This is a genomic window from Longimicrobium sp., assembly GCA_036389795.1.
Taxonomy (GTDB): Bacteria; Gemmatimonadota; Gemmatimonadetes; order Longimicrobiales; family Longimicrobiaceae; genus Longimicrobium.
On the sequence record DASVWD010000218.1, the window covers coordinates 7,290 to 28,066 of the forward strand.

The window sequence follows — 20,777 nt, forward strand, 5'->3', positions numbered from 1 at the left end:
CGATGTCATTCGCACGCACGATCACGACCGGCTGACCAACGCCGGTCTCGATGAGGGATAGCAGTACCAGATGAGCGACATCACCAGCAAGCTGGACAAGCTGACGCCCGAGCAGCGCAGGCTCCTGGCGCTCCGGCTCAAGGCGAAGAAGTCCGAGGCCGCCGCCGCGCCCGCCCCCGAGGAGGGCCGCGGGGCCGAGTACCCGCTCTCGTTCCAGCAGCAGCGACTCTGGCTGATCGACCGCCTGGAGCCGGGGACCGCCGCGTACAACATCCCCGCCGCCATCCGCGTCCACACCCCGCTGGATCCGCGGCTGGTGGAGCGCGCGCTGGACGAGATCGTCCGCCGCCACGAGACGCTGCGCACCCGGCTGGAAGAGCGCGAGGGCGGCGAGGCCGTGCAGGTGGTGGCCCCGCACCGCCCCTTCCGGCTGGAGGTGCTCGACCTCTCCCAGCTTCCCGAGGACGAGCGCGAGGCCGGGCTGCGCCGGCTGATCGCCGAGGAGGCCCACCTCCCCTTCCGGCTGGAGGAGGGCCCGCTCTTCCGCGCCCGCATGGTGCGGCTGGCCCCCGCCGACCACGCGCTGCTGGTGAACATGCACCACGTGGTCAGCGACGGGTGGAGCGTCAACGTGTTCTGGGGCGAGCTGGGCGCGCTGATGAGCGCCTTCGCCGAGGGGCGGCCCTCGCCGCTGCCGCCGCTCCCGGTCCAGTACGGCGAGTACGCCCGCCGCCAGCGCGAGCGCCTCTCCGGCCGCGCGCTGGAGAAGCTGCTGGGGCGCTGGAAGGAGCGCCTGGCCGGCGCGCCCCTGCTGCTGGAGCTCCCGGCCGACCGCCCCCGCCCGCCGGTCCAGACCTACCGCGGCTCGCTCCTCACCCGCGAGCTGGGCCGCGGCCTCGCCCCGCGCGTGCAGGCGCTGGCCCAGCGGCAGGGGGTCACGCCGTTCATGGTGCTGCTGGCCGGCTACCAGCTGCTGCTGTCGCGCTACACCGGGCAGCGCGACCTGCTGGTGGGCACCGCCATCGCCGGGCGCAACACCAGCGACGTGGAGGGGCTGATCGGCTTCTTCGCCAACACGCTGGCGCTGCGCGGCGACCTCTCGGGCGACCCGTCGTTCCGCGAGCTGCTGGCGCGGGTGCGCGAGACCACGCTCGAGGCGTACGCGCACCAGGAGATGCCGTTCGAGCGCCTGGTCGAGGAGCTGAACCCCGAGCGCAGCCTGGCGCACGCGCCCGTGCTGCAGACGCTCTTCGTCCTGCAGACCCCGGCGCCGGGACAGGCGGCGCCCGAGCACGCGCCCGGCGTGGAGACGGAGGCCGCCGCCGCCCGGGTCGACCTCACGCTCTCGCTGATGCTGGTGGAGGGGCGCGCCTTCGTCACGGTGGAGTACTCGGACGACCTCTTCGAGCGCCCCACCATCGAGCGGCTGCTGGCCCACTACGAGGCGCTGCTCGACGCCGCGCTGGCGGACCCCGACGCGCCCGCCTTCGCCCTCCCGATGCTGGCCCCCGGCGAGCGCGAGAAGGTGCTGGGCGAGTGGGCGGACGGCGGGGCCGCGGGCGACCGCGGCTCGTCCGTGCACGCGCTCTTCGCCCGGCAGCAGGCGCGCGCGCCGGAGGCGGTCGCGCTCTCGTGGGACGGCGGGGAAATGACGTTCGGCGAGCTGGAGCGGCGCGCCAACCGGCTCGCCCGGCACCTGCGGAGGCTGGGCGCGCGCCCGGGCTCGCGCGTGGGCGTGGGGCTGGAGCGCGGGCCGGAGATGGTGGTGGCCTTCCTGGCCGCGCTCAAGGCCGGCGGCGCGTACGTCCCCCTCGACCCGACGTATCCCCCCGATCGCCTGGCCTACATGGCGGCCGACTCGGCGGTGCCGGTGCTGGTCACCGAGTCGCGCTTCCGCGAGGCCTTCGCCGGGAGCGGCGCGGCGGTGCTCTGCATCGACGAGTCGCGCGGGGAGATCGAGGCCGAAGCAGAGATGGAGCCGGGGATCGACCCGGGGCCCGAGGCGCCCGCCTACCTGATCTACACCTCGGGGTCGACGGGCCGGCCGAAGGGGGTGGCCGTCCCCCACCGCGCCATCGTTCGGCTGGTGCGGCAGGACCGCTACGCCGAGCTGGGCCCGGGCGAGGTCTTCTACCAGATCTCCGCCGCCTCCTTCGACGTGGCCACCTTCGAGATCTGGGCGGCGCTGCTGAACGGCGGCCGCCTCGTCCTGCCGGGCGCGCAGCCGCCCACCCCGCGCGAGATCGGCGAGCACGTGCGGGGGCACGGCGTCACCACGCTCTGGCTCACCGCGGGCCTCTTCCACCTGGTGGTGGACGAGGAGATCGGCGCGCTGGCCGGCGTGCGCCAGCTCCTGGCCGGCGGCGACGTGCTGTCGGTCGCCCACGTGCGGCGCGTGCTGGAGGCGTACCCGCAGGTGCGGCTGATCGACGGCTACGGGCCCACCGAGAACACCACCTTCACCACCTGCCACACCGTCCGCCCCGAAGACCTGGAGCGCCCCTCCATCCCCGTCGGCCGGCCGATCGCGGGGACCCTCGTCTACATCCTGGACGAGGGGATGCGGCCGTGCCCCGTGGGCGTCCCCGGCGAGCTGTACGCGGGCGGCGACGGGCTGGCGCTGGGCTACCACGCGCGCCCCGCGCTCACCGCCGAGAAGTGGGTCCCCGACCCGTTCTCCGGCCGGCCCGGCGCGCGCCTCTACCGCACGGGCGACCGGGCGCGCTGGATCGAAAGCGCGGAAATGCGCGAGTGCGAAAGTACGCTGGATCCCGCCGAAGACGAACGCACTGACGCACTCACGCACTCACGCACCGGGGTCGTCGAGTACCTGGGCCGCATCGACCAGCAGGTGAAGGTGCGCGGCTTCCGCATCGAGCCGGGCGAGATCGAGGCCGCCCTCCGCGAGCACCCCCACGTGGGCGACGCCGTCGTGGTCGCGCGCGCCGACGGGCCGGGCGAGAAGCGCCTCGTCGCCTACGTCGTCCCGCGCGACGGCACCCGCCCGGCGGCGGCCGCGCTGCGCGAGGCGCTGGGGCGGCGGCTCCCCGCGCACATGGTGCCGTCCGCCTTCATGGTGCTGGACACGCTTCCGCTCAACCCCAGCGGCAAGGTGGACCGGGCCGCGCTCCCCGCCCCCGACGCGCGCGAGGAGGCGGAAGCCTACGTGGCGCCGCGCACGCCCACCGAGGAGGTCGTCGCCGGGATCTGGGCCGGCGTGCTGCGCGAGGAGCGCGTGGGCGCCGCGGACGACTTCTTCGCGCTCGGCGGGCACTCGCTGATCGCCACGCAGGTGGTGTCGCGCGTGCGCCAGGCGCTGGGCGTGGACCTGCCGCTGCGCGCGCTCTTCGAGGCCTCCACCCTGGCCGCCTTCGCCGCGCGGGTGGACGAGGCGCTGCGCGCGGGCGCGGGAACCGACGCGCCGCCGATCGTCCCCGTGGAGGGGAACGACCTGCCGCTCTCGTTCGCGCAGGAGCGGCTGTGGTTCATCGACCGGCTGGAGCCCGGCAACCCCGTCTACAACATCCCCTTCCCGCTGCGGCTGAAGGGCGCGCTCGACGTCCCCGCGCTGCAGCGCGCGCTCTCCGAGGTGGTGCGCCGCCACGACTCGCTGCGCACGCGCTTCCCCACGGTGGACGGCCGCCCCGTGCAGCGCGTCGAGCCCGCGGGCGATTCCCATCTCCCGAGCGAGGATCTTTCGACGCTGCCGGACGGCGGGCGCGAGGCGGAGGCCGCGCGGCGGGTGCGGGAGTGGGCGCTGGCGCCGTACGACCTGGAGCGCGGGCCGCTCTTCCGCGCCGGACTGCTGCGGCTGGGCGAGGGCGACCACGTGCTGCTGGTGGGGATGCACCACGTGGTCTCCGACGGCTGGAGCATCGGCGTCTTCTGGCGCGAGCTGATCACGCTCTACGGCGCCTTCGGCCGCGGCGAGCCGTCGCCGCTCCCCGATCCCCATCTCCAGTACGCCGACTTCGCCGTCTGGCAGCGCGGGTGGCTGCAGGGCGAGGCACTGCAACAGCAGGTGGACTGGTGGCGTGAGCACCTGGCCGGCGCCCCCGCGCTGCTGGAGCTCCCCACCGACCGCCCGCGCCCGCCGACGCAGAGCCACCGCGGGGCGCAGCTCCCCTTCACCCTCCCGGCGGAGCTGGCCGAGGGCGCGCGCGCGCTGGCCCGCCGCGAGGGCGCCACCCTCTTCATGGCGCTGCTGTCCGCGTGGAACGCGCTCCTCTCGCGCTGGTCGCGGCAGGACGACGTGGTGGTCGGCACCCCCGTGGCCGGGCGCACGCGGCGCGAGACGGAGGGGATGATCGGCTTCTTCGTCAACACGCTCCCGCTGCGGACCAGCCTCGCGGGCGACCCGTCGTTCCGGGCGCTGCTGGGGCGCGTGCGCGAGACCACCTTCGGCGCGTACGCGCACCAGGACCTGCCCTTCGAGCGGCTGGTGGAGGAGCTGCAGCCGGAGCGGTCCCTGAGCCACGCGCCGGTCTACCAGGTGATGATGGTGCTCCAGAACACGCCGGAGGGGCCCTCCGAGGGCTTCGCCGGGCTGGAGCCGGCCGGGCTGGAGGGCGGCGGCGAGTTCGGCGTCGCCAGGGTGGACCTCACGCTGGGGCTGATGGAGGGGCCCGGCGGCTCGCTGGTGGGATCGCTGGAGTACGCCACCGACCTCTTCGAGCGCGCGACGGCCGAACGGATCCTGCGCCACTTCGAGACGCTGCTGCGCTCGGTGATCCAGTCTCCCGAGGCGCCCGTCTCCTCGCTGGCGATGCTGACGCCGGACGAGCGCGCGGAGCTGGTCGCGGCCGGGTCGGCCACGGCGTCGTTCCCCGTCACGCAGCCGCTGCACGCGCTCTTCGCGGCGCGGGCGGCCGGGACGCCGGACGCGCCCGCGCTCACCTTCGCGGGGGAGACGCTTCCCTACGCCGAGCTGGACCGGCGCGCCAACCGCCTCGCGCACCACCTGCGCGCGCTGGGCGCGGGGCCGGAGCGGCTGGTGGGCCTGTGCGTGGAGCGGTCGCTGGAGACCGTCGTCGGCATCCTGGCGGTCCTCAAGGCGGGCGCCGCCTACCTCCCGCTGGACCCGGCGTACCCGGAAGAGCGCCTGGCGTACATGCTGGAGGACTCCGGCGCGTCCATCGTCCTCACCACGTCTGATTTGTCCGGAAAACTGACCGGAGGGACGACGCTGGTCCGTCTCGACGCCGACGCGGAGGCGATCGCGCGCCGGCCGTCGGACCCGCCTTCGGTAGACGTCGATCCGTCCGCGCTGGCGTACGTCATCTACACGTCGGGGTCGACCGGCCGGCCGAAGGGGGTCGAGGTCACGCACGCCAGCGTCGTCCGCCTCTTCCTGGCGACGGACCGCTGGTTCGGCTTCGGCGCGGACGACGTGTGGACGCTCTTCCACTCGTACGCCTTCGACTTCTCGGTGTGGGAGATCTGGGGAGCGCTGCTCTACGGCGGAAGGCTCGTCGTGGTCCCCTGGGTCGTCAGCCGCTCGCCCGAGGAGCTCCACGCGCTGCTGGAGCGCGAGCGGGTCACCGTGCTCAACCAGACGCCCTCCGCCTTCCGCCAGCTCATCCGCGTGAACGAAGAGGCGGCGCGCGACCTGGCCCTGCGCGTGGTGATCTTCGGCGGCGAAGCGCTGGACCCGGCGTCGCTGCGCGGCTGGGTGGAGCGGCGGGGAGATGAAAGCCCGCGGCTGGTGAACATGTACGGGATCACCGAGACCACCGTGCACGTCACCTACCGCCCGATCACGGCGGACGACGTGCGCGCCGGGTCCGCGAGCCCGATCGGCGTCCCCATCCCCGACCTGTCGGTGCACGTCCTCGACGCGCGCGGCGAGCCGCTGCCGGTGGGCGTGGTGGGGGAGATGCACGTCGGCGGGGCGGGGGTGGCGCGCGGCTACCTGCGCCGCCCGGAGCTGACCGCGCAGCGCTTCGTCCCCGACCCGTTCTCGTCCGACCCCGCCGCGCGCCTCTACCGCTCGGGCGACCTGGCGCGGCGGCTGCCGGACGGGAGCCTGGAGTTCCAGGGCCGCGCCGACGACCAGGTGAAGGTGCGCGGCTTCCGCATCGAGCTGGGCGAGATCGAGTCCGTCCTCCTGGAGCACCCCGCCGTGCGCGAGGCCGTCGTCCTGGCGCGCGGCGCGGGCGCGGACGACCGGCGCCTCTACGCCTGGGTCGTCCCCTCCGCCGAGGTGACGTCCGCCGACCTGCGCGCGCACCTGCTGGAGCGCCTGCCGGACTACATGGTGCCCGCGGCGTTCGTGCCGCTGGACCGGCTCCCGCTCACCCGCAACGGCAAGGTGGACCGCCGCGCCCTCCCCGAGCCCGAGGCGGACGCCGCCGCCGGCGCGGACTACGTGGCGCCGCGCACGCCGACCGAGGAGGTGCTGGCCGGGGTCTGGGCCGGGCTGCTGGGCCGCGAGCGCGTGGGCGCCACGGACGGCTTCTTCGAGCTGGGCGGGCACTCGCTGCTGGCGACGCGCGTCGTCTCCCGCCTGCGCGAGGACTTCGGCGTGGAGGTGCCGGTGCGCGCCGTCTTCGAGCACCCCACGCTCGGCGCGCTGGCGGCGGAGATCGACCGGCTGCTGCGGGCCGAGGGCGGCGTCGAGGCCCCGCCGATCCGCCCCGCCGCGCGCGACGGCGACGCGCCGCTCTCCTTCGCGCAGGAGCGGCTCTGGTTCGTGCAGCAGATGGAGCCCGCGAGCTCTGTCTACCACATGCCGTTCGCGTACTCGCTCTCCGGCGCGCTGGACGTGGACGCGCTCCACCGCGCGCTGGAGGAGGTCGTCCGCCGGCACGAGACGCTGCGCACGTCGTTCCCGCTGGTGGACGGCGATCCGGTGCAGCGCGTCTCGCCGCCCGCGCCGGTCGAATTCCCCCTGCACGACCTGTCCGATCTGTCCGACGAGGAGCGCGGCGAGGTGGCCCGGCGCATCGCCGCCGCGCACGCGGAGGAGCCGTTCGACCTGGAGCGCGGCCCGCTCTTCCGCGCCGCGCTGGTGCGGCTGGAGCCGGGGGAGCACCTCCTCCTCGTCAACCTGCACCACGTCGTCAGCGACGGGTGGTCCACCGGCGTGCTGTGGAGCGAGTGGTCCGCCCTCTACGGCGCCTTCGCGCGCGGCGAGCCGTCTCCCCTCCCCGAGCTTCCCGTCCAGTACGCGGACTTCGCCGTCTGGCAGCGCGGGTGGCTGCGGGGCGAGGTGCTGGAGCGGCAGCTCGACTACTGGCGCCGCACGCTGGCCGGCGCGCCGCCGCTGCTGGAGCTGCCGACGGACTGCCCGCGCCCGCCCGTGCAGGCGCACCGCGGCGAGGCCGTCTCCACGGTCCTCTCCCCCGACGCGGCGGAGCGGATCGCGGCGCTGGGGCGGCGCGAGGGGGCCACGCAGTTCATGGTGCTGCTGGCCGCGCTCGACGTGGTGCTCTCCCGCCTCTCGGGGCAGGACGACGTGGTGGTGGGCACGCCGATCGCCGGGCGCACGCGTGCGGAAGTCGAGGGGCTGATCGGCCTCTTCCTCAACTCGCTGGCGCTGCGCGCCGACCTCTCGGGCGACCCCACCTTCCGCGAGCTGCTGCACCGCGTGCGCGAGACCACCCTGGGGGCTTACGCGCACCAGGACCTGCCGTTCGAGCGCATCCTGGAGGAGCTGCAGCCCGAGCGGTCGCTCAGCCACACCCCCGTCTTCCAGGTGATGCTGAACCTGGCCAACTTCGGCGACGGCGAGGTGCGGCTGCCGGGGGTGGAGGCCGTCCCCGTGGGCGCCGCCAGCGAGGTGGGGAGCAAGTTCGACCTCACCATCTACGCGGGCGAGTCGCCGGACGGCACCTACCTGCACCTGGTGTACGACGCCGACCTGTTCGAGGCCGAGCGGATGCGCGGGATGCTGGCGCAGCTCGTCTCCGTGCTGGAGCAGGCCGCGGCCGACCCCGGCGTGCGCGTGGGGGAGATGTCGCTCGTCACCGGGGAGCAGCGCCCCGCGCTCCCCGACCCGGCCGCGCCGCTCTCGGCCGAGTGGCGGGAGAGCGTCCCCGCGCTCTTCGCCGCCTGGGCTGGGCGCACGCCCGACGCGGTCGCCGCGGAGGACCCGGGCGAGCGCTGGACGTACGCGGAGCTGGACGCCTCGTCGGCCGCCGTCGCCGCTCGCCTGGTGGCGGACGGCGTCGCGCCGGGGGACGTGGTCGCCATCCTGGGCCACCGCTCCACCGCGCTCGTCCGCGCGCTGCTGGGGACGCTGCGGTCCGGCGCCGCCTTCCTGGTCCTCGACCCCGCCTATCCGCCCGCGCGCCTGGCGGAGTACGTCCGCATCGCGCGCCCGACCGGCTTCCTGCGCCTGGCCGCCGCGGGCGAGGTGCCGGCGGAGGTCGCCGCCGCGCTCGCGGAGACGGTGAAGTCGACGGTCGAACTGCGGTCCGGGACGGATCTTTCTGCCGATGAAGTAAACGGAGTGAACGAGTCGCCGGACGTCGAGATCGGGCCGGACTCGCTCGCCTACCTGTCGTTCACCTCGGGGACCACGGGGAAGCCGAAGGCGGTGATGGGGCGGCACGGGTCGCTCACGCATTTCACCCCCTGGCTGGCGGAGACGTTCGGGCTCTCGGCGGCGGACCGCTTCTCCCTCCTCTCCGGCCTGGCGCACGACCCGCTGCACCGCGACGTCTTCACCCCGCTCCAACTCGGCGCCGCCGTGGTCGCGCCGGACCCGGAGGAGGTGGGGACGCCGGGGTATCTGGCCGGGTGGATGCGCGCAGCCGGGATCACCGTCGCGCACCTGACGCCGGCGATGGGGCAGGTGCTGGTGGACCTCCCCGGCGGGATCGACGCGGCGTCGGAGGTGCCGTCGCTGCGCCGCGCCTTCTTCGTGGGCGACGTGCTCACGCGCACCGACGTCGCCCGCCTCCACCGGCTCGCCCCCAACCTCCAGGTCGTCAACTACTACGGCTCCACGGAGACGCAGCGCGCCGTCGGCCACTTCGTCGTCCCGCGCGACCTCTCGCTGCTGGCGAAGGAGACGGTCCCCGTCGGCCGCGGCATCCCCGACGTGCAGCTCCTCGTCCGCACCCCCTCCGGCGCGCTGGCGGGCGTCGGCGAGGTGGGCGAGATCTGGCTGCGCAGCCCGCACGTCGCCCTCGGCTACCTGGGCGACGAGGAGCTGACGGCGGAGCGGTTCGTCGCCAACCCGTGGACCGGCGCGCCGGACGACCTCCTGTACCGCACGGGCGACCTGGGACGCTACCGGCCGGACGGCGTGGTCGAGGTGGCCGGCCGCGCGGACCGGCAGGTGAAGGTGCGCGGCTTCCGCATCGAGCCGGGGGAGGTCGAGGCCGCCCTGCGCGCCCTCCCCGCCCTGCGCGACGCCGTCGTGGTTCCCCGCGGCGAGGGCGCGGACCGGCAGCTGGCCGCCTACGTCGTCGCGTCGGACGGATCGGCCGGCGCGGCGGGGCTCCGCGGCGCGCTGCGCGGCGTCCTCCCCGAGCACATGGTCCCCGCCGCCTTCGTCTTCCTGGAGGCGATCCCGCTCACCCCCAACGGCAAGGTGGACCGCGCCGCGCTCCCCGAGCCCGGGCGCCCCGGCGCCGGGGCCGACGCGGGGCTGCCTCGCACGCCGACGGAGGAGGTGCTGGCGGAGATCTGGGGACAGGTGCTCGGAGCGGAGCGGATCGGCCCCGCGTCGGGCTTCTTCGACCTGGGCGGGCACTCGCTGATGGCCACCCGCGTCGCCTCCCGCGTGCGCGAGGCGCTGGGGGTGGAGCTGCCGCTGCGCGCCGTCTTCGAGCACTCCACGCTGGCCGCCATGGCGCTGGAGATCGACCGCCTGCGCGCCGCCGAGCGGACCTCTCAGGCGCCGCCGCTGGTCCCCGTGCCCCGCGGCGACCGGGCGCCCGCGTCGTTCGCGCAGGAGCGGCTCTGGTTCGTGGACGCGCTGGAGCCGGGAAGCCCCGTCTACCACATCTCTTCCAACCACCGCCTGCCCGGGCCGGTGGACCCCGCGGCGATGCGGCGGGCGCTGGAGGCCCTGGTGCGCCGCCACGAGACGCTGCGCACCTCGCTGGTGGAGGTCGACGGGCTCCCCGCGCAGCACGTGGCGCCGCCGGGGCCCGTCGAGCTCCCCTTCCACGACCTCACCGTGCTGCCGTGGGAGGAGCGCCGGCCGGCGTTCCTGCGCCTGGCCGAGGCCGACGCCAACCGGCCGTTCGACCTGGCGCGCGGGCCGCTCTTCCGCCTGGCGCTGGTGCGGCTGACGCCCGAAGACCACGTGCTGCTCCTCACCCTGCACCACGTGGTGGGCGACGGCTGGTCGGTGCGCGTGTTCCTGGACGAGCTGACCGCGCTCCACGCCGCCTTCGCGCGCGGCGAGCCGGCCGCGCTCCCCGAGCTGCCGATCCAGTACGCGGACTACGCAGTCTGGCAGCGCGAGTGGCTCACCGGCGCCCGGCGCGAGGCGCAGCTCGCCTACTGGCGCCAGGCGCTGGCCGGCGCGCCGCCGCTGCTCCGCCTCCCCACCGACCGGCCGCGCCCCGGGGTGCAGACGTACGCGGGCGCCTCGGAGAACCGCGTGCTCTCGCCGGAGCTGACCGGGGCCGTGCTGCGCTTCGGGCGGCAGGAGGGGGCCACGGCGTTCATGGTGCTGCTGGCGGCGCTGGACGTGGTGCTCTCCCGCCTGTCGGGCGAGGCGGACGTGGTGGTCGGCACCCCCGTGGCCGGCCGCACGCGCGCCGAGACAGAGCGGCTGATCGGCCCCTTCCTCAACACCCTGGCCCTGCGCGTCGCCGTGGCGCCGGGGGACGCCTTCGCGGCGCACCTGGCCCGCGTGCGCGAGGCGACGCTGGGCGCGTACGGACACCAGGACGTCCCCTTCGAGCAGGTGCTGGAGGCGGTGCAGCCGGAGCGCACGCTCAGCCACACCCCCGTCTTCCAGGTGATGCTGAACCTGCTGAACTACGCCGCGGCGGAGGGCACGGGCGATCCCGCGGCGCCGGCCACCTCGGCGCTGGGCGCGGGGGCGCAGCTCGCCAGCAAGTTCGACTTCACGCTGTACGCGGGGGAGACGCCGGAGGGGCTGACGCTGCACTGCGTCTACAACCCCGACCTCTTCGACGCCGCGCGCATCGCCGCGCTGCTGGCCCAGCTGGAGGGCGTGCTGCGCCAGGCGGTGGAAGACCCCGCTCGCCCGCTCGCCGCGCTGTCGCTGGCGACGCCGGAGTCGCGCGCCGTCCTCCCCGACCCCGAAACGGCGGACGCGGTGGTGCGCACGCCGTCCCACCTCCCCGCCGGGATCGGCGAGCTGGGCGAGGTGTGGGCGCGCGGGGCGGACGGCGCGCTGCACCCCACCGGCGCCGCCGCGCGCTACCGGCCGGACGGGTCGATCGAGCGGGTGGAGGACGCGGTTCCTGCCGCCGCCGCGGTCCCGGCCCCCGCGCCCGCGGTCTCCATCGCCCCCGAGATCGGCCGCCTGCCGAAGACGGCGACGGAGCGGGCGGTGGCGGCGATCTGGGCGGAGGTGCTGGGGGTGGACCACGTCGAGGCGGAAGAGGACTTCTTCGCGCTGGGCGGGCACTCGCTGCGCGCCACGCAGGTGCTCTCGCGCATCGCCGCGCGGCTGGGGGTGAAGCTCCCGGTGAAGGCGTTCTTCGCCGCCCCCACCGTCGCCGCTCTGGCCGCCGCGGTCGATGCGGCGGCTCCCGCGGCTGCGGCGTCGGTCGCACCGACGGTTGCACCGGCGCCCGAGCCGGAGTATCCGCCGGGCGTGTACCCGCTCTCCTTCGCGCAGCTCAGGCTGTGGGTGCTGATGCAGCTCGGCGGCACGCAGGCGTACCACATGCCGTCCGCGCTGCGCCTCGGCGGGCCGCTGGACGACTGGGCGCTGGAGCGCGCGCTGGACGAGATCGTCCGCCGCCACGAGTCGCTGCGCACCCGCATTGAGCCGCGCGGCGGCGAGCCGGTGCAGGTGGTGCAGCCCCCGCGCCCGCTCCGCCTGCGCGCCGAGGACGTGCGCCCGGAGCCGGGGGAGACGGTGGACGACGCGCTCCGCCGCCTGGCCGAGGAAGAGGCCGCGCGCGAGTTCGCGCCGGAGGGCCCGTTCCTGCGCGTGCGCCTCCTGCGCGCGGGCAACGACGACCACCTGCTGCTGTGGACCACGCACCACCTGGTGAGCGACGGGTGGTCGCTGGGCGTCTTCCAGTCCGAGATGGCGGCGCTCTACCGCGCCTTCGTGCGCGGCGAGCCCTCGCCGCTGCCGCCGCTCCCGCTGCAGTACGGGCCGTACGCGCTGGAGCAGCGGCGGCGCCTCTCCGGGGCGGCGCTCGACGCGCTGGTGGGTTGGTGGAAGGAGCGGCTGGCCGGCGCCCCCGCGCTGCTGGAGCTGCCCACGGACCGCCCGCGCCCGGCGCACCCCAGCGGCCGCGGCGCCTCGCTCTGGCTCGAGCTCCCCGAGGAGACGGCCGCGCGCGTGGGCGAGCTGGCGCGCCGCCGCGGCGCCACGCCGTTCATGGTGCTGCTGGCCGCGTTCCAGGCGCTCCTCTCCCGCTGGTCGGGGCAGGACGACCTGGTCGTCGGCACCCCCATCGCCAACCGCACGCGGACGGAGCTGGAGGGGCTGATCGGCTTCTTCGCCAACACGCTGGCGCTGCGCGGCGACCTGTCGGGCGAGCCCACCTTCGCGGAGCTGCTGGGCCGCGTGCGCGAGGCCACGCTGGGCGCGTACGAGCACCAGGACGTGCCGTTCGAACGCCTGGTCGAGGAGCTGAACCCCGAGCGCAGCCTCAGCCACTCGCCCGTCTTCCAGGTGATGTTCGTGCTCCAGAACGCCCCCGCGGCCGAGGGCGCGGCGGAGATGGAGGGCGTCACCGTGCGCGGGCTGGCGCGCGAGCGCGAGGCGGCCAAGTACGACCTCACCCTCTCGCTCTTCGAGCACGCCGGCGCGCTGCACGGGATGGTGGAGTACGCGACGGACCTGTTCGACGCCGGCACCATGGAGCGGCTGGCGGAGCAGATGAGCGTGCTGCTCGACGCCGCCCTCGCCGCGCCCGACACCCCCGTGGCGGACCTCCCGCTGCTGGACGCCGGGGGCCGCGCCGCGCTGCTGGAGACGTCGTCCGGCGCGCGGGCGGAGTACCCGGACGTTCCCCTGCACGCGCTCTTCGAGGCGCAGGCGGCGCGCACGCCGGGCGCGGTCGCGCTGGTCTTCGGCGGGGAGCGGGTCACCTACGCGGAGCTGGAGGCGCGGGCGAACCGGCTCGCGCACCTGCTGCGGGCGCGCGGGATCGGCCCCGAGTCGCCCGTCGCCGTCTTCATGGAGCGCTCGGTGGAGATGGTGATCGCGCTCTACGGCGTGCTGAAGGCGGGCGCGGCGTACGTCCCGGTCGATCCCGAGTATCCCGAGGAGCGCGTCGCCTACATGCTGGAGGACTCGGCGGCGGCGCTGGCGCTCACGCAGGATCGTCTCGCGTCGCGCCTGCCCGGCGGGATCGAGGCCGTCGCGCTGGATCGTCCCGGCGTGCTGGATGATTTCCCGGCCGACCGCCCCGCATCTCCCGAGACAGGGACGGACCGGCTGGCGTACGTCATCTACACGTCGGGCTCGACCGGCCGGCCCAAGGGGGCGATGAACGCGCACCGCGGCGTCGTCAACCGGATCCTGTGGATGCAGGACGCCTTCGGGCTGACGGCGGATGATGCCGTTCTCCAGAAGACGCCGTTCAGCTTCGACGTCTCCGTCTGGGAGTTCTTCTGGCCGCTGGCGGTCGGTGCTCGTCTTGTGATCGCCCCTCCCGGCGCCCACCGCGATCCGGCGGCGATCACCGGGCTGATCGAGCGCGAAGGCATCACCACGCTGCACTTCGTCCCCTCCATGCTGCGCGCGTGGATCGACGGCGCCGACGCGGAGCGCTGCGGCAGCCTGAAGAAGGTGATGAGCAGCGGCGAGGCGCTGCCGCCGGACCTGATCGCGCGCTTCTTCGAGCGCCTGCCGTCCGTCGAGCTGCACAACCTCTACGGGCCGACGGAAGCGGCGGTGGACGTCACGCACTGGCCCTGCTCGCCGGACGACGGCGGGGGGACGGTGCCGATCGGCGCGCCCATCGCCAGCACGCGGATGTACGTCCTCGACCCGCGCGGCGCGCCGTGCCCCGTGGGCGTCCCCGGCGAGCTGTTCATCGCGGGCGTGCAGGTGGGGCGCGGCTACTGGCGCCGGCCGGGGCTCACGGCGGAGCGCTTCCTCCCCGATCCGTTCTCCGGCGTCCCCGGCGCGCGGATGTACCGCACGGGCGACCGCGCGCGCTGGACCGAGCGCACTCACGCACTCACGCACTCACGCACTGCCGTTCTCGAGTACCTCGGAAGGACCGATTTCCAGGTAAAGGTGCGCGGCTTCCGCATCGAGCTGGGCGAGATCGAGGCGGCGCTCGCCGCGCTTCCCGGCGTGCGCCAGGCGGTGGTGGACGCGCGCCCCGGCCCCGGCGGCGACCGGCTGGTGGCCTGGGTCGCGGGCGAGGGCGGCGCCGCACCGGCCGCGGCGGAGCTTCGCAGCGGACTCCTCCGCACGCTGCCGGAGCACATGGTCCCCTCCGTCTTCGTGCCGGTGGACGGCGTCCCGCTCACCCCCAGCGGCAAGGCCGACCGCCGCGCGCTCCCCGACCCCGGCCGCGCCGCCGAGGGCCGCGGCTACGTGGCGCCCGACACGCCCACCGAGCAGCTCCTGGCCGGCCTCTGGGCGGACCTGCTGCGGGTGGACCGCGTCGGCGCGACGGACGGCTTCTTCGCGCTCGGCGGGCACTCGCTGCTGGCCACGCAGATGGTGTCGCGCGTGCGCGAGCTGTGGAGCGTGGAGCTGCCGCTGCGCGAGGTGTTCGAGGCGCCCGGGCTGCGCGAGCTGGCCGCGCGCATCGACGCCGCCGCGCACCGCGACGACTTCGCCGCGGCGCCGCGCCTGGTCCCCGGCCTGGCCCCGGAGAACGACGCGCCGCTCTCCTTCGCGCAGGAGCGGCTGTGGTTCATCGACCGCCTGGAGCCCGGGAGCGCGCTCTACAACATGTCGCCCTCCGTCCGCCTGGCGGGGGAGGTCGACGTCCCGGCGCTGGAGCGCGCGCTGGCCGAGGTGGTCCGCCGGCACGAGCCGCTGCGCACCTCCTTCCCCGAGGTCGACGGCGTCCCCGTGCAGCGCATCGCCCCGCCGGTCGATTTCCATCTCCCGGTCGAGGATCTGTCGTCGTCGGGAGATGAAGATCGCGAGCGCGACGTCGTGCGCCTGGCGACGGAGTTCGCGCGGGCGCCGTTCGACCTGCAGGCCGGTCCGCTCTTCCGCGCGCGCCTGCTGAAGCTGGCGGACGACGACCACGTGCTGCTGCTGGCGATGCACCACGCGGTGAGCGACGGCTGGAGCACGGGCATCCTCTTCCGCGAGCTGTTCGCGCTGTACGAGGCGTACCGCGCGGGCGAGACCCTGGCGCTCCCGCCGCTCCCCGTGCGCTACGCCGACTTCGCCGCCTGGCAGCGCGAGTGGCTGCGCGGCGAGGCGCTGGAGCGGCAGGTGGCGTACTGGCGCGAGCGGCTGGCCGGCGCCCCCGCCGTGCTGGAGCTGCCCACCGACCGGCCGCGTCCCGCCGTGCGCAGCCCGCGCGGCGCCTCGCACCTCTTCGGCGTCCCGGCGGAGGTCGCCGGCGCGCTGCGCACGCTCGCCCGGCGCGAGGGGGCCACGCTCTTCATGGCGGTGCTGGCCGCCTTCGACGCGCTCCTCGCCCGCTGGTCGGGGCAGGACGACATGGTGGTGGGCACCGCCATCGCCGGGCGGACGCGGCGCGAGGTGGAGGACCTGGTCGGCCTCTTCATCAACACCCTCGCTATCCGCGCCGACCTCTCGGGCGACCCCGCCTTCCGCGAGCTGCTGGGCCGCGTGCGGCGGACCACGCTGGAGGCGTACGCGCACCAGGACCTGCCGTTCGAGAAGCTGGTGCAGGAGATCCAGCCCGCCCGCAGCCTGAGCCACACCCCCGTCTTCCAGGCGATGCTCGTCCTGGAGAGCCGCGAGCACGACGACCCCGCAGCTTCCGGCGGGTCGGCGACCGGGCTGCGGCTGGCGCCGGTGGCGCGCGAGGGGACGCCGGCCCAGGTGGACCTGACGCTCGTGTTCATGGAGATGCCCGACGGGTCGCTGGCGGCCTCGCTGCGCTACGCGGCCGAGCTGTTCGAGCCCGCGACGGTGGCGCGCATGGCCGGCGAGCTGGGCGCGCTCCTGGGCGCGGCCGTCGCGGACCCCGACCTTCCCCTCTCCGCGCTCGTCCCGGCGGACGGGAGCGCGCCCGCCCCGCGGCGGACGGACCGTCCCGCCATGCCCGAGCCGGAGTCTGGCCCCGCCGAGTACGTGCCGCCGCGCACCGACACCGAGCGGGCCCTCGCGCGGATCTGGGCGGGGCTGCTGGAGGTGGAGCGGGTGGGGGTGGAAGACGGGTTCTTCGACCTGGGCGGGCACTCGCTGCTGGCCACGCGGATGATCTCCCGCGTCCGCGAGGCGCTGGGCGTGGAGGTGCCGCTGGCGGCGCTCTTCGAGGCCCCGCGCCTGGGAGCCTTCGCCGCGCGCGTGGAGGCCGAGGCGCATCGGGGCGAGCCCGCCGCGGCGCCGCCGCTGGCGCGCGTGGCGCCGGAGAACGACGCGCCGCTCTCCTTCGCGCAGGAGCGGCTGTGGTTCATCGACCGCCTGGAGCCGGGGAGCGCGCAGTACAACATGTCGCCCTCCGTCCGCCTGGTGGGGGAGATCGACGTCCCGGCGCTGGAGCGCGCGCTGGCCGAGGTCGTCCGCCGGCACGAGCCGCTGCGCACCTCCTTCCCCGAGGTGGACGGGCTCCCCGTGCAGCGCATCGCTCCCGCGGGCGACTTCCCTCTCCCGGTCGAGGACCTGTCGTCCTCGGGAGACGAGGATCGCGAGCGGGATGTCGTGCGCCTGGCGACGGAGTTCGCGCTCGCCCCGTTCGACCTGTGGGACGGCCCGCTCTTCCGCGCGCGCCTGCTGAAGCTGGCGGCGGACGACCACGTGCTGCTGCTGGCGATGCACCACGCGGTGAGCGACGGCTGGAGCCTGGGGATCCTCTTCCGCGAGCTGTTCGCGCTGTACGAGGCCTTCCGCGCGGGCCAGCCGTCGCCGCTGCCGCCGCTCGCGGTGCGCTACGCCGACTTCGCCGCCTGGCAGCGCGAGTGGCTGCGTGGCGATGCGCTGGAGCGGCAGCTCGGCTGGTGGCGCGAGCGGCTGGCCGGCGCCCCCGCGCTGCTGGAGCTGCCGACCGACCGGCCGCGCCCCGCCGTGCGCAGCCCCCGCGGCGCCAGCCACCTCTTCGCCGTCCCCGCGGGCGTCGCCGAGGGCCTGCGGGCGCTCGCCGCGCGCGAGGGGGCCACGCCGTTCATGGCGCTGCTGGCGGCGTTCGGCGTGCTCCTCTCGCGCTGGTCGGGGCAGGACGACGTGGTGGTGGGCACCCCGATCGCGGGCCGGACGCGGCGCGAGCTGGAGGAGCTGGTCGGGCTCTTCGTCAACACGCTGGCGCTGCGGACGGACCTCTCCGGCAAGCCCGGCTTCGTCGAGCTGCTGGGCCGCGTGCGCGAGGCCACGCTGGGCGCCTTCGCCCACCAGGACCTGCCGTTCGAGAAGCTGGTGGAGGAGATCCAGCCCGAGCGCAGCCTGAGCCACACCCCCGTCTTCCAGGCGATGTTCGTCTTCCAGAACACGCCGGACGGGGTGGTCGACTCGCCGGCGGGGCTCGCGCTGGCGCCGGTGGAGAAGGAGGGGGTGCAGGCGAAGGTGGACCTCCAGCTCACCATGGCCGAGATGCCCGACGGTGGGTTCGCCGCCTCGCTGGGCTACGCGGCCGAGCTGTTCGAGCCCGCCACGGCCGGGCGGATGGCCGCGCAGCTCGTCCGGCTGCTGGAAGCGGTCATTTCCGCGCCCACCCGTCCGGTTTCCTCGCTCCCGCTGCTGGACGAGGCGGAGCGCGCGGCGCTGCAGGAGACGTCGTCCGGCGCGCGGGCGGAGTACCCGGACGTCCCCCTGCACGCACTCTTCGAGGCGCAGGCGGCGCGCACGCCAGACGCGGTCGCGCTGGTCTTCGACGGCGAGCGTATCACCTACGCGGAGCTGGAGGCGCGGGCGAACCGTCTCGCGCACCTGCTGCGGGCGCGCGGGATCGGCCCCGAATCCCCCGTCGCCGTCTTCATGGAGCGCTCGGTGGAGATGGTGGTGGCGCTCTACGGCGTGCTGAAGGCGGGCGCGGCGTACGTCCCGGTCGACCCGGAATACCCCGAGGAGCGCGTCGCCTACATGCTGGAGGACTCGGCGGCGGCGCTGGCGCTCACGCAGGACCGTCTCGCGTCCCGCCTGCCGTCTGGGATCGAATCCGTCGCGCTGGATCGCCCCGGCGTGCTGGATGATTTCCCGGCCGACCGCCCCGCATCTCCCGAGAACGGGACGGACCGGCTGGCGTACGTCATCTACACGTCGGGCTCGACCGGCCGTCCCAAGGGGGCGATGAACGCGCACCGCGGCGTCGTCAACCGGATCCTGTGGATGCAGGACGCCTTCGGGCTGACGGGGGACGATGCCGTTCTCCAGAAGACGCCGTTCAGCTTCGACGTCTCCGTCTGGGAGTTCTTCTGGCCCCTCGCCGTTGGCGCGCGACTGGTGATCGCCCCTCCCGGCGCCCACCGCGAGCCGGCGGCGCTGACGGAGCTGATCGAGCGCGAAGGTATCACCACGCTGCACTTCGTCCCCTCGATGCTGCGCGCGTGGATCGACGGCGCGGACGCGGAGCGCTGCCGAAGCCTCAGGAAGGTGATGAGCAGCGGCGAGGCGTTGCCGCCGGACCTCGTCGCGAGCTTCTTCGAGCGTCTTCCCTCCGTCGAGCTGCACAACCTCTACGGCCCAACGGAAGCGGCGGTCGACGTCACGTACTTCGCCTGCTCGGGAGACGACGATCTGGCGACGGTGCCGATCGGGAGGCCGATCGCGAACACGCGGATGTACGTCCTCGACCCGCGCGGGGAGCTGTGCCCGGTGGGCGTCCCGGGCGAGCTGTTCATCGCGGGCGTGCAGGTGGGGCGCGGCTACTGGCGGCGGCCGGGGCTCACGGCGGAGCGCTTCCTCCCCGACCCGTTCTCCGATTCACCCGGCGCGCGGATGTACCGCACGGGCGACCGCGCGCGCTGGGTCGAACGCACTCACGCACTCACGCACTGCGGTTCTCGAGTACCTGGGGCGCACCGACTTCCAGGTGAAGGTGCGCGGCTTCCGCATCGAGCTGGGCGAGGTGGAGGCGGCGCTCAAGGAGCATTCGTCCGTGCGCGACGCGGTGGTGGTGGAGCGCGGCGGGCGGCTGGTGGCGTACCTCACCGCGGCGGACGGGCGGGCGCCCGATCCGGCGGAGTTGGGGGACGCGCTCGCGCGGCGGCTCCCCGACTACATGGTGCCGTCCGCGTTCGTCGCGCTGGACGAGCTCCCGCTCACCGGCAGCGGCAAGGTGGACCGCCGCGCCCTCCCCGAGCCCGCTGCGGGCGAGGCCGGCGACGCGTACGTGGTCCCGCGCGACGCCACCGAGCTGGAGCTGGCGCGGCTCTGGGAAGAAGTGCTGGGCGTGGAGCGCGTGGGCGCCGCCGACGACTTCTTCCGGCTGGGCGGGCACTCGCTGCTGGCGGTGCGGCTGCTGGCGCGCGTGCGAGAGCGCTTCGGGCGCGAGCTGCCGCTGGCCGAGCTGTTCCGCGCCCCCACGCCGTCCGGGCTCGCCGCCGCGCTCCGCCGCGAGGGCGCCGGCGCCGACGAGGCCGCGCTGCTGGTGACGCTGCGCCCGGGCGGAGACCTGCCGCCCTTCTTCTGCACGCCCCCCGCGGGCGGCACCATCACCCACTACGCCGACCTGGCGCGGCTGCTGGGGCCCGACCAGCCGTTCCACGCCTTCCAGGCCGTGGGCGTGGCGGGCGAGGCGGCGCCGCTGGAGACGGTGGAGGAGATGGCCGCGCGCTACCTGGCCGAGCTGCGCCGCGTGCAGCCGCGGGGGCCGTACTACCTGGGCGGCTGGTCCGCCGGCGGGATCACCGCCTTCGAGATGGCGCGCCGCCTCCGCGCCGAGGGCGAGGAGGTGGCGCTGCTGGCGCTCTTCGACACCCTCCCGCCGGACCCCGACGGCGAGGGCGAGGCGCCGGACCGAGTGGAGCTCTTCGTCCGCTTCGCACGCAGCATCGTCACCGGCGACGAGGAGCGGCTGGACGCGCTGGCCGCCGGGCTGCGCGCCCTCCCGCCCGGGGAGCGGCTGGCCGGGCTGGCGCGCTGGATGGCCGCCGAGGGCGTGCACTTCGGCGAGGGCGAGCTGGACCGCGTGGGCCGGGTGATGGCCGTCTACGAGGCCACCGCCCGCGCCACCCGCGCCTACCGGGTGGACGAGCCGTACGGCGGCCGCGTCGCCCTCTTCTGCGCCGAGGAGGGGAGCCCGGCGATCACCCTGACGCCGGACGAGCGCGCCGAGCGGTGGCGGAAGTACGCGAGCGGCCCCTTCAGCGTGTGGATGGTGCCCGGCGCGCACGCCCGCATGGTGCTGGAGCCCGCCGCCCGCGTCCTCGCCGCCGGCCTCCGCGACGCGCTCGCCGAGGCGCGGGAGGCGTGCGACGCGGCGGTGGGCGATTGATGCAAGTTGGGAAGAAGTGGCCGGGGGCGTCCCGGGCGGTTGAGTTCGCCCGGGCCGCACCGTCCCTCTCCGCCTCGACGTTCTAGATTCTTCGCAGTGCGTGTGTACGAACCCGGTGTA

The 20,777-nt window shown here is 75.3% G+C and carries 1 protein-coding gene; it reads left to right on the plus strand.

Features of this window, described 5'->3' with window-relative positions; genetic code table 11:
* Window positions 1-70: 70 nt before the first annotated feature.
* Window positions 71-20,743 carry a non-ribosomal peptide synthase/polyketide synthase gene (locus VF746_25445; GenBank protein ID HEX8695786.1) on the plus strand — a complete coding sequence of 6,891 codons (20,673 nt, stop codon included), beginning with the start codon at window positions 71-73 and terminating at the stop codon, window positions 20,741-20,743.
* The last annotated feature ends 34 nt before the right edge of the window (window positions 20,744-20,777 follow it).

What these genes read in the sequence shown, in the direction of transcription:
- VF746_25445 (HEX8695786.1), top strand. Translation starts at nt 71, where the DNA reads ATGAGCGACATCACCAGCAAGCTGGACAAGCTGACGCCCGAGCAGCGC.